This is a genomic window from uncultured Fretibacterium sp., from assembly GCF_938030725.1.
Lineage (GTDB): Bacteria > Synergistota > Synergistia > Synergistales > Aminobacteriaceae > Fretibacterium.
Genome location: NZ_CALHIQ010000082.1, coordinates 1 through 10,569, shown reverse-complemented (window position 1 = coordinate 10,569; position 10,569 = coordinate 1). Strand labels below are relative to the sequence as shown.

Here is a 10,569-nt window from a genome sequence, read left to right as displayed (position 1 = left end):
CCACGGGTGGGAGGTGTGGGGCCTTCCCCGCTCCCTGCATTCCTGCTCCGGTCGCCATCACCGGTTTTCCCGCTCTCCCCGTCAAGGCCGAGAAGGTTCAGGCGGAAGCCCTCCTTCATGTAGCCCGAAAGGTCCTCCGGCGTCGCCAGGCGAGGACCATCCGATGGCGGGTAGAGGGTAACGTCTCCGTTACAGACCTTGTTTTGAAACGCCACGAGGCCGTACCAGCCCGCGCGCCCATCCGGTTGGAGGACGATCGTCCTCCCCTTCAGAGCCCTGAACTGCCCGAGGAGGTCATGAACCAGCTTCCAGTTTTCGGGGCCCTTGAGCGCCCGCCCGTCCGTGACGTAACAGCAGAATCCGTTGGGATGTTCTTTCAGGAAGTTGATCCCCCTTTTGATTGCGGCTGCCGCAGAACTATGATGCCGGGTCGTCATGACGATGAAGGCGCATGGCGCCTTCGAGCCCCCGGCGGAGCGCTGTCCGGACAGCCGCACGTATTTATCGTCTGATCGGGAAACGGTAAATTCCGGCCGGGAGCCTAGCCACATTTCCAGCGCACTCAGAAGGTGATTCGCGTTGGGGGGCCAGGAATTGGGGTCCGAAGCCACCTTGTCGCACTCCTCACGGTAGGCTGCGGCCAGGGTGCGTTCGACCTCATGGGCTTCGTCCACCTCATCTCCAGCCTCCTGGATGGCCCGATTGGCCAGGTTTATGACCATTCGAGGAGAGTAGCCCGGCTTCAGCGTCGTATCGAGGCGCGCCATCAGCCATTGGTACTTCTGCTCCACTCCATCGTCGAAAAAGGCCTTGATGCGATCTTTGATCAACTGCTTCGCCTGCTCCAGGCTGCAGTTTTTCATGGTGATACGGTGATTTTCGAACCTATGTCTTGCAGCGTCGTCCAGCCTTTTGGAAAAGCGCTCCTCCCACGTATCGGCGCGGAGAAAGGCCAGGGGCAGAACCCCGGAAACATCGTTGATCAGGAGGCTTGCCACCGTCCCCCAGGCGGTGATCAGGTCCTCTGAAATCATGCCGTCGAGCTGGTCGAAGCAGACCAGCATCGGGACGTTGGCGTAGCGCAGGACGTGCCCCAGGGAGCGGAGCCTGTCCCGTGCCTTCTTCTCCCGCGCTGCCGGCGTCATATCGTCCCAGTTGCAGTCGGGCACCTTAAGCCTCTCGGGGAAGCTCTCATCGAACTCTCCTATCAGCCAGAAGAGAATATCATCCTTCAGGGAGGTGTCCTCCGTGCTGGCATAGAGCAGCAGGCAACGAAGGAAATCCTTGTCTATTCCCAACATCTGCTTCCTGAGGGGACTGAGCCGTTCCATGCCAGAGAGGACGGGACGCCCTTCCTTTCGACAGTCCTTGCGGTAGCTTTCATCCAGCTCATCGAGCAGCCGATCGATTTGCAGCTTCCCGTTCCCATGCTCCCGCGCCATGCTGATGAAGACCTCCCGCAGCAGGTCCCGCATGACGCTCTCCGGGTCCATGAAAGCCTTGACCGTTACGAAGATCGCGATTTCTCCGCTTTCGCGAATCCTGCCAAGGACGCGCTTGAGGGTGTGGGTCTTGCCCGCTCCGGCCTCTCCGAGGACCACGCCGGCAAGGGGCTCTGCAGGAGTCTTTCTCTTCGTCTTCAGGAGCTGGTCGATATGGTCGACGACGGCACGGTTGAGGGAGTCGAGGTCGGGATTGGCGTTGTCCCAGGGATTGGGGGCTGCGGACGAGGCAAAGGGGTTGTTCGCCGCCAGTTGGCTGCGAATCACGCTGTCGTTCTGGCTATCCATGTCATCGTCCCCATCCTGAAGCCGTTCTCGTCCACAAAGCTATCCTGGACCTCGTCCAGTGTCATCAACCTCACGTCCCCCGCGTGGAGCTGAACGACCTCCTCGTCGCGCAGCCGGCGAAGCATGTCGTCGAAGACCGCGCGCGGCCAGCCCAAACGGCGGCGCAGGTCGCAGATACGGACGAAGGTACTCCCTCGATCGAGCTCCCGAAAGGCCGAGTGAAGCTGCTCCCTGCGTTTGTCAAACGTATCGGCCCCCACTCTGCCTCCAGGCTCCTCGGAAACGAAGAAACGCGCCTTGTAATCGTCCTTGAGAACGGCGTAGAGGCGTGCCTTCTTCAGCAGGCCGTTGAGAAGGCTCAGGAAGTCGGCCTTTTTGAAGGGCAGAGAGGTGGCCAGCCCTCCGGCCATCCTACCGGGGTGTTCCCTTACAAAATCCGCGATCAGGTCTTCTGGATTTCTCGCGACGACGAGATAGGTATAGCGGCCATTCATTCGGATCTCCAACGTTTCATCCAAATGGGGCTCAAAAATCTTCTTCAGACTTGGAGCCGTCAGCCTCTTACCCGTCAGTCCCAGACGCTTGCGGAGCTGGGAGCCCATCGCCTCCCGCATCGCGCTCAGGGTCATGAAATCCTTTCCGCTGAGGCGCAGGACCTCCAGCAGCTCGCCGGCGACGCTCAAGTCCCTGTCCTTATTGTTCATGCCGTTCCCCCTCGTTCCTCGCCGTTTACGCGCTCGCCAGGAAGTCCGCCGCAAACTGGGCCATCACCGCCGCGCCGCGCTTCAGGATGCCCTCATCCACGGTGTACTTCTCGTGGTGGTTCGTGTACGTGATGTCCTTCTCCTGATTCCTGCTGCCGATGAAGGCGAAGATGTAAGGGATCTTTCCGCCGTCGGAGAGCCAGGGGAAGTCCTCGCTGCCCATCATAGTGGGCATGTGCCCGACCGCCTGCTCCCCGTAGAGCTTCACCACGGCCTCGCGGGCGATCGCGTTGAGCTTGTCGCTGCCGTTGATGAGGGGCGGGGTGAGGCGCTTGTACTCCAGGGTCCCCTTCGCTCCGAAGGCCGCGGCGGTGTCCTCGATGATCCGGCGCATGATCTCCGACTTGCTGAGGTCCTCGTCGAAGGTGCGGACCGTCCCCTCCATGCGCACGCGGTTGGAGATGACGTTCCAGCGGGGGCCGCCCTCGATGAAGCCGATCGTCAGCACGAGAGGGTTCAGGGGGTCGTTCATGCGCGAGACGCACTGCTGCAGGTTGTTGATGATGGCCGCCGAGACCGTGATGGCGTCCACGCCGAGGTGGGGGGCGGAGGCATGGGCCGCGACGCCCTCTACCTCGATGGTGAACTTGTCGCAGCAGGCCATGCGGCTGCCCGGCGTCACGTCGATCAAGGGCGCGTCGAAGTTGCCCCAGACGTGGGCGCCGTAGATCGCGCTGACGCCATCGAGCGCGCCGCCCCTCAGCATGTCGAGGGCGCCCGTGGCGACCTCCTCCGCCGGCTGGACCAGAAGGCGCACCGTGCCGCGCAGCTCGGCCTTCACCTCGTTCAGGATCTGCGCGGCCCCCAGCAGCATGGCGACGTGGCTGTCGTGCCCGCAGGCGTGCATGCGCCCCCCGTTTTTGGAGGCGAAGGGCAGCCCCGTATCCTCCTTGATGGGCAGGGCGTCCATGTCGGCCCTCAGGGCCACCGTGGCACCCTGGCTCCCCCCGCGGATGTCGGCGACGAGGCCGTAGCAACCGGGGACCTCCCGGACCGCGATCCCCATCGCCTCCAGGTCGTGCCGAATTTGGGCGCTGGTCTCCTTCTCCTCGTTGGAGAGCTCCGGGCACGAGTGATAATAACGCCTGCGCTCCACGATGTAGAGCTCGTACTTCTCCGCCAATGCTTTGATGTCCATCCTAAAAACCCCTTTCTGAAAATTGAGCCAAAACTTCAGGTCGGGAGACAGTATAGCACTAAGGAAGCGTTTGGGATAACGGGGGTGGGGCCCCGCAGCTATTCCTCGCGGCCGGACCTCGTGGGGCGGAGCGCCTCGAGGTCCCGGACGAACAGTGCGGCGGCCAAGGCGACCTCGGCCCCCCTGGGACTTGCACCCGCCTCCCGCAGCCGCCTGTCCAGGGCGTTTACAGCCTCGCGGCCCTCTGAGGTGAGGACGCCCCCTGCCAGGAGGGCGGCCTTCGCCTCCGCCTGAACCCGGAGCATCCCGTCGAGCCCCACCCTCTCCGCCAGGGCGGAGTCCGAGTTCCCGGCCAGAATGTCAAGCAGCGCCTGAGCCGCGCGCTCCCTCCCGGAGAGGGCGTCGTTCCCCTCCTCAAGCTGCCGCAGGAGGTCTGCAGCCTGAAGCGCGACGGGGAAGCCCCTCTCCGCCTCGCCTCGCGCGCCGTCCACCCCGTAGAGCGTCCAGGCCCTTTCCCCCGGCGTCAGTTCCGCACTCTCTTCGTCCAGCCCGCGCAGTTCGCGCTCCACCAGGCCGCGAGCGCAGGAGGAGGCCGTCAGGGTCAGGGCCAGGGGCGTCAGGTTCCGCTCCTGTGCAAAGAGCCGGCCGGCCGCCGCGCTGAGCAGCCCCAGGAAGAAGATGCTTCCTTTAAAGGAAGTGCTCCCTCGAACGATCCCCTGCACCTCGCGCTCCCCCTGCATCCCCGCGGGCCGCAGCAGCGTCATGACGTCCTCGGGGTTCATCGCCTCCGTCTCAAGCCCGATGGAGGCGCAGTTGAGAAAACAGGGGAGGAGCCCTAGAGCGCCCTCGACGATCGTCTGAAACGTCGTCCCCGCCGCGTCGGCCAGGGGCGTGACCAGTCCCGGTTTGGGCCAGGCCGCCCCCGCGTTCAGCATCGACTTGACGGCGAGGCGGGCTATGTTGAACACCAGGATATCGTTCATGAGGCCACCTCACCCTCTGAGGTTCCACTCATGCCCGCAGCCAGCTCTTGAAGCCTTCCCCAACGACCTCGGAAACCTCGGAGAAGATGACGAACGCGGTCGGGTCCAGAGAGGCGATATAGCGCTTCAGGGACGCGACCTGCCGCCTCGGCAGGATCACCAAGAGCATCTCGAGCGGTGTGTCCCTGTAGGCGCCCTTCGCCGGGATCAGCGTGGCCGTGCGCTCCAGGTCCGTCATGATGTAGTTCTTGATCTCAGGGGCCCGGCCGCTGATGATCAGGGCCTGGGTGCGACGGTGAAAGGAGTGTACTACGTTGTCGATGGTCAACGTTTCCACGTAGAGCATCAGTGCTCCAAAGAGGATCTCCTCCAGAGAAACCGCTACGAAGGAGGCCAGCAGGATGACGAGGTTGATGTAGAGGGACATCGTCCCGATGTCGGCCCCCCAGCGCTTCCTCGCGGCGACGGAAACCACGTCCATCCCTCCGGAGCTGGCGTCGACGCGAAACAGCATCCCGTAGCCGATCCCGCCGATGATTCCGCCAAGGATGGCGGCCAGAAGCGGCTCCTGAATCACGGGGTATCGAAACATCTCGAAGATGGGCAGGACCAGGCTGGTCAGGATGGTGACGTAGAGCGTCCAGAGGGCGAAGCGCATTGACAGGTAGTGCCAGCCCCACAGGAGAAGGAGCGCGTTGCCCACCGTGATCACCCAGACCGGTGAGAGCCCCCAGAGGTAATTGGTGATGAGCGCCACCCCGGTCACTCCGCCTGAGGCGAATTTGTAGGGCATCATCAAGGCGATGATGGCAAAACAGGTCAGCACCGTTCCAATGGTCGTGCTGATCAGAGTGTCCAGCTCCTCCGTCATTAGCCTGTACAGAAAATCCGCCACGCGGCCCCGCTGCGTCCTCTCGCCCATCTGAAATCCACCGTCCGTCAAGATAAAATTAGGCCCCGAAGCGGGGCCCTTCAATCATAACACAGGCCGTGCGCGGCGTGGGTCAAGCTCTCCGCGCCATGCAGTACATCGAGGCTCGACGGTACGCCATGTCCAGGAGCTGAAGCGTACGGACGGCATCCTGATACTCGGCGCTGCCCATTGTGAAGGACGCAGGATTAAGGCGCTCCTTCCCTCGTTCGTAGGCCCGTTGCACTTCCTCCATCGTGGCGCTTGGAGCGATCCCCAGATAGCTGAAAGCCTCCTCGTCCGTGACGTCCTGCGGTGCTCCGAACCCACCGCTGGCGGGAGGCACGTTCGCCGGCTGCGCCTGAGGCGCCGCCGGGCCCATTTCCCAGGGGGGCAACAGGACCTGGCCTCGAATGGGCGTTGCGGCGGGGCCGGAAGGGGAGGGGGCAACGCCCCTCGCGGCGCCTTTCGCGTTTCGATAGGAGCTGAACGTGTAGCAGAGGGCCATGATCGAGGCCACCGCCTGGGCAACTTTACGGTTCAGCGTTTCCTCCTCGTCGTCAAGTACGACGCACCAGCTCGCCAGCAGGGCGACCGTCAGGCCCGTAAGGGCGAGCAGCCTGCCCGTTGAAATCGTGTTTTTTCCGGAAGATCGATACGTGAGGACGTTGTAGGCGCTGAAGATGTCAAAGACGAGCGGAAAATAGGGTTCCTCGTACACGAGCCAGCAAGCCGCGATGGAAACGGCGACCGACAGCACCGTGCAGACATAGGTTTCCACTCCATACCGCGTCCCTCGCCTCAGGAGCAGAAAACGCATCACCGTGGGGAACAGGACGCCTCGAAACAGGACGTAAAGACACGTGTCCAGGATGAGCTGCATCACGAGCTGCGAGGTCAGGCGCTCCGCACCCCGCAGCATCATAAGCGGGAGCAGAACGGGAAGAAGCGAAAGAAGGGGAAAGACGAGATAGGCCAGCCACAACTTTCTCCTGTCGATCGCGTTCTGTGCCTCGATCGGGCCTCGTTTGTTCTGCATCCTCATGCTCAAGCGCCTCCTCAATATTAAGAAATAAATTTTACCGTTTTACATACCTTACCATCTTACAATATATCAAAAGGGTTGATTCCGCAAGTCCGGTCCTTCTGCGCCAGCGCCTTGTTGGATGACGCAAACGTGCCGCCCCTCTGACGGAAATACGGTTTTCGGGCTGGTCCTGCCACCGTTCATTCGCGGTGCGACGTCATCGTCTAGAGGGCGAACCCTTGAATTGGGCGCAATGTGCTATACTTAACAAGCATTTACCTGATTTTATTGAAGGGGTCGGACGGATGGCGAAGGGTGGCTGCTCTTTTGAATAACGGTGAACGGCAGCCTGTCATTGCGCTGATCGGGCCCACGGCCGTGGGCAAGACGGCCCTGAGCCTCGACGTTGCAAAAAAGTTGAACGCGGAGATCATCTCGGTGGACTCACGTCAGGTCTACCGCTATATGGACGTGGGCACGGACAAGGTGCCTGCCTCCGTTCGGCGCGAGGTCCCGCACCACATGATCGACGTCGTGGACCCCGACGTCCATTTTTCCGTGTCCTCGTTCGTCGAGGGCGCGATGGATGCCGTTCGCCGCATCAACGCGCGCGGTCGGCTCCCCCTCTTTGTCGGAGGAACGCCCTTCTACTACAACGCGCTGTTCGGCGCCTCCATGAACGCATCCCTTCCCCATGATTTGAACGTCCGCCGCCGCTACGAGGCCATGGCGGAGGCCGATGGCCCCGCAGCGCTGCACGCGCGCCTCATGGAGCTGGACCCTGACACGGCTGGCCGTCTCCACCCCAACGACGTTTTGAGGGTCTCGCGGGCCCTGGAGATATGGGACCTGACCGGAACGCCGCCCTCGCGGCTCTATGCGGAGGGGACGAAACTGGATTCCGGCCTGGACGTCCTCTACGTCGGGCTGGTTCGCCCGCGGGAGGACCTGGCCCGACGCATTGCCCTCCGGCTGCGCGCGGAGTTTGACGGAGGGTTCCCGGAGGAGGTCGCCTGGCTGATCGACCACGGCTTTGACGAGCGATTCCCTCCCATGCGGGGGTTGGGGTACCGTGAGCTTGCGGCCTGGAGATGGGGACGGATGAGTTTGGACGAGGCCTTTGAGGGAGCGGTGTGCCGGACCCGTGCCTTTTGTCGAAGGCAGATGACGTGGTTCCGTCATTTTCGGCCCGCCTTGTGGTATGATACGTTCGCCCTGTCCGCCGAGCGGGTGGAGGAAGCTCTCCTGGAGGTGGCCCTTCGTCACCTAGAGGGGTGCTCTGTCGCGGCCGAAGGCTGCGCGGAGGCGCCGGCATGGTGAAGCAGGTCGTCATGGCGGAGCACGCCGGCTTCTGCTTTGGCGTGAAGCGGGCGGTGGACGCCATCCTGGAGGCCCTGAAGGAGGGACGAGCCGGTCGGCCCGTGTGGACGATCGGGCTGCCGATCCACAACCCCCAGGAGGTGGATCGGCTCAAGGGGATGGGGCTTCGCGTGGCCCAGGACGAGAGCGAGGTCCCGCCGGGGGCGGACGTGTTTATCCGAGCGCACGGTGAGCCCCTTGAGGTGCTGGAGGCCCTGAAGAAGAAGGGCGCGCGGGTCTTCGACATGACCTGTCCCTTCGTGGGCCGCGCTCAGAACCTGGCGGCGGAGCTGTCGCAGGCGGGGTGGCACGTGGTCCTGTTGGGCGACCGTCAGCACCCGGAGATCCGTGGGATCATGGGGCACACGGACGGGCCGTTGGACGTGGTGAAGGACGAGGACGAGGCGGCCCTCTTGCCGGAGCGGCCCCGCATGGCCCTCATCTCTCAGACCACGCAGCAGGAGGAGCGCCTTGCCGCCGTGGCGGGGGTGCTGGTCCGGCGCGCGAAGGAGCTTCACGTCTGCAACACGATCTGTCGCGCTACGATGGAGCGTCAGGAAGCGGTGCGGGCGCTTTTGAAACGGGTGGATGGAATGGTCCTCATCGGCGGACGCGCAAGCGCCAACACGGGCAAGCTGCGGAACATCGCCGAGGCGAACGGCATGGATGTCCTTTGGGTTGAGGATGCTCAGGAACTGGATGACAGCCGGGGGTGGTTTGAGGGCAGGAACAGGATTGGTATTGCCGCGGGGGCGAGCACGCCCGAGTGGCTTATCACAGAAATAAGCAATAAAATCGCGAGAATGTAGGCAGGCAAGGGGGATATGTGGATTATGGAACAGGAAATGAACAGGGATATGGAACTGGAGCAGGCTTCGCAGAGCGACGGGCAGGAGATGGATCAGGGCAAGCTGATGGAGGAGTACGACGTAGCGACGCGCCTTCATCCGGGCGAGATCATCAAGGACGGCACCGTCGTCGCGGAAACGGAGAACGGCTGGCTCGTCGACGTCGGCTATAAGTGCGAAGGACTGCTCCCCGAGAAGGAGTGGACGCACCGCATCCTCATCGAGGACGTGGAGAAGCCGAAGACGGGCGACAAGATCGAGGTCCAGGTGGTCAAGATCCGCGACGGCGAGGAGGCGCAGCTTCTCCTGAGCCGGTGGCGCAGCGAATTTGACCGTCGATGGGCCGAGCTTGAGGCCCTGCTTGAGGGGAACGAAACGGTTCAGGTGAAGGGGCTCCGCAAGGTCAAGGGCGGCCTGATGGTGGAGTGCTGTGGCCTGGAGGGTTTCATCCCCATGTCCCATATCGCCGAGAACGGCCGAGGCTCCAACCTGTCGAGCTTCATCGACGAGACCTTTGAGGTCAAGCCCCTGGAGCGGGACAAGCGGAAGCATCGCCTGGTCTTTTCCCGTAAGGACCTCGTGGCGAAGGAGAACGCCGAGAAGCGTGCGAAGTTCTACGACGAAGTCCACGAGGGCGACGTCCTGGAGGGCGAGGTCAGCAGCATCACGGACTTCGGCATCTTCGTAAACCTCAAGGGCGCCATGGACGGCCTCGTCCACGTCAGTGAGATCACGTGGAAGCGCAACGTCCGCATCCGCGACCTCTACAAGAAGGGCGACAAGGTCACCGTCAAAGTCATCGGCCTCGACAAGGAGAAGGACCGCATCTCCCTGAGCATCAAGCAGGTTCAGGGGGACCCGTGGCTGACCGTCAGCGAGCGCATCCACAAGGGCGACGTCATGAAGGGCGTCGTCACCAACGTGACGGACTTCGGGGCGTTCGTCGAGCTGGAGCCGGGCATCGAGGGCCTGATCCATATCGGCGACATCAGCTGGTCCCGCATCAAGCATCCAAGGGACACCTTCCGCAAGGGGCAGGAGGTGGAGGTCCTGGTGATGGATATCGCCCTGAGCGAGGACCCGAAGAAGTGCCGCATCAGCCTGGGCTACAAGCAGCTCAACGACCCGTGGAAGGACATCGACAAGCGCTACGCCGTGGGCCAGGACCTCAAGGTCAAGGTCGTGCGCCTCGCGGAGTTCGGTGCCTTCGTGGAGGCGGAGGAAGGCGTGGAGGCCCTCATCCACATCTCGCAGCTCAGCAACAGGCGCGTCGAGAAACCAGGCGACGTGCTGCATGAGGGGCAGGAGGTCGTGGCGCGCATGATCGAGGTCAACCCCGAACAGCGCAGGATGCGCCTCTCCCTGAGCGCCCTGGAGGAGCCGGCGGAGCCTCAGCAGCCCAGGCGCGAGGAGCGCCAGCAGCACAGGAAGGAGTCCCGTGAGGATCGCCGTTCCAACGCAGGCGACGCGGGGCTGGACGAGGGCGGCCTGTATCAGAATCCCTTTGTCGAAGCCTTAAAGGATAAGAACTTCTAAAGAAACGAAACGACGGCGTTTGCCGTAAGCGAAAACTTAAAAGGGGCGGCTGGTCCGCCCCTTTTCGTATCTGCCCCTCACGTTCGGGGGACGGTAAGGGGGAACGCTATGCAGAGGAGGCGAGGACAGGTGGCGAACCTCTTTGACTACCTTGAGTGGCGGGGCGACATCCCCTTTTCCGCGGACCCCTTCAACGAGGTGGACAACCTCGTCC

At 62.9% G+C, this 10,569-nt stretch carries 9 protein-coding genes; 3 read left to right on the top strand and 6 right to left on the bottom strand.

The annotated features are described in order from the left end of the window. The 6 genes from Q0629_RS04815 to Q0629_RS04790 all read right to left on the bottom strand — a co-directional run. Positions 1–1,790, bottom strand: a 1,790-nt coding sequence (locus Q0629_RS04815; protein ID WP_298779626.1) for an ATP-binding protein, incomplete at its 3' end; no start/stop codon positions are given. Beyond that, positions 1,766–2,494, bottom strand: a complete 729-nt coding sequence (locus tag Q0629_RS04810) for a hypothetical protein (RefSeq protein ID WP_298779624.1) — start codon at positions 2,492–2,494, stop codon at positions 1,766–1,768. The genes Q0629_RS04810 and Q0629_RS04815, both read right to left, overlap by 25 nt. Before the next feature lie 25 nt (positions 2,495–2,519). Beyond that, complete coding sequence (locus Q0629_RS04805) at positions 2,520–3,692, bottom strand: amidohydrolase (RefSeq protein ID WP_298779621.1); 1,173 nt, start codon at positions 3,690–3,692, stop codon at positions 2,520–2,522. Positions 3,693–3,790: 98 nt separating this feature from the next. Continuing rightward, positions 3,791–4,675, bottom strand: a complete 885-nt coding sequence (locus Q0629_RS04800; RefSeq protein ID WP_298779618.1) for a triphosphoribosyl-dephospho-CoA synthase — start codon at positions 4,673–4,675, stop codon at positions 3,791–3,793. Between the two features lie 28 nt (positions 4,676–4,703). Then, positions 4,704–5,618: a YitT family protein gene (locus Q0629_RS04795; protein ID WP_298779615.1), complete on the bottom strand. Its 915-nt coding sequence runs from the start codon at positions 5,616–5,618 to the stop codon at positions 4,704–4,706. Between the two features lie 61 nt (positions 5,619–5,679). Further along, positions 5,680–6,630: a hypothetical protein gene (locus Q0629_RS04790; protein ID WP_298779612.1), complete on the bottom strand. Its 951-nt coding sequence runs from the start codon at positions 6,628–6,630 to the stop codon at positions 5,680–5,682. Between the two features lie 309 nt (positions 6,631–6,939). Here Q0629_RS04790 and miaA point away from each other — a divergent pair, with 309 nt between their 5' ends. Genes miaA through Q0629_RS04775 form a run of 3 tightly spaced genes read left to right on the top strand, consistent with a single transcriptional unit; the run spans position 6,940 to position 10,355 of the window. Further along, the gene (gene miaA, locus Q0629_RS04785; RefSeq protein WP_298779609.1) at positions 6,940–7,932 is read left to right on the top strand and encodes a tRNA (adenosine(37)-N6)-dimethylallyltransferase MiaA; all 993 of its coding nucleotides are present in this window, start codon (positions 6,940–6,942) and stop codon (positions 7,930–7,932) included. Continuing rightward, complete coding sequence (gene ispH / locus Q0629_RS04780; RefSeq protein WP_298779606.1) at positions 7,926–8,780, top strand: 4-hydroxy-3-methylbut-2-enyl diphosphate reductase; 855 nt, start codon at positions 7,926–7,928, stop codon at positions 8,778–8,780. Before miaA ends, ispH begins: the two co-directional genes overlap by 7 nt. A gap of 24 nt (positions 8,781–8,804) precedes the next feature. Continuing rightward, positions 8,805–10,355 (top strand): S1 RNA-binding domain-containing protein, encoded by a 1,551-nt coding sequence (locus Q0629_RS04775; RefSeq protein WP_298779603.1) that lies wholly within the window; start codon positions 8,805–8,807, stop codon positions 10,353–10,355. Positions 10,356–10,569 lie beyond the last annotated feature (214 nt).

Excerpts from the sequence above, each read along its gene's own strand:
- ispH (WP_298779606.1), top strand. The coding sequence starts at position 7,926 with ATGGTGAAGCAGGTCGTCATGGCGGAGCACGCCGGCTTCTGCTTTGGC.
- Q0629_RS04775 (WP_298779603.1), top strand. The coding sequence starts at position 8,805 with ATGGAACAGGAAATGAACAGGGATATGGAACTGGAGCAGGCTTCGCAG.
- Q0629_RS04790 (WP_298779612.1), bottom strand. The coding sequence starts at position 6,630 with ATGAGGATGCAGAACAAACGAGGCCCGATCGAGGCACAGAACGCGATC.
- Q0629_RS04800 (WP_298779618.1), bottom strand. The coding sequence starts at position 4,675 with ATGAACGATATCCTGGTGTTCAACATAGCCCGCCTCGCCGTCAAGTCG.
- Q0629_RS04805 (WP_298779621.1), bottom strand. The coding sequence starts at position 3,692 with ATGGACATCAAAGCATTGGCGGAGAAGTACGAGCTCTACATCGTGGAG.
- Q0629_RS04810 (WP_298779624.1), bottom strand. The coding sequence starts at position 2,494 with ATGAACAATAAGGACAGGGACTTGAGCGTCGCCGGCGAGCTGCTGGAG.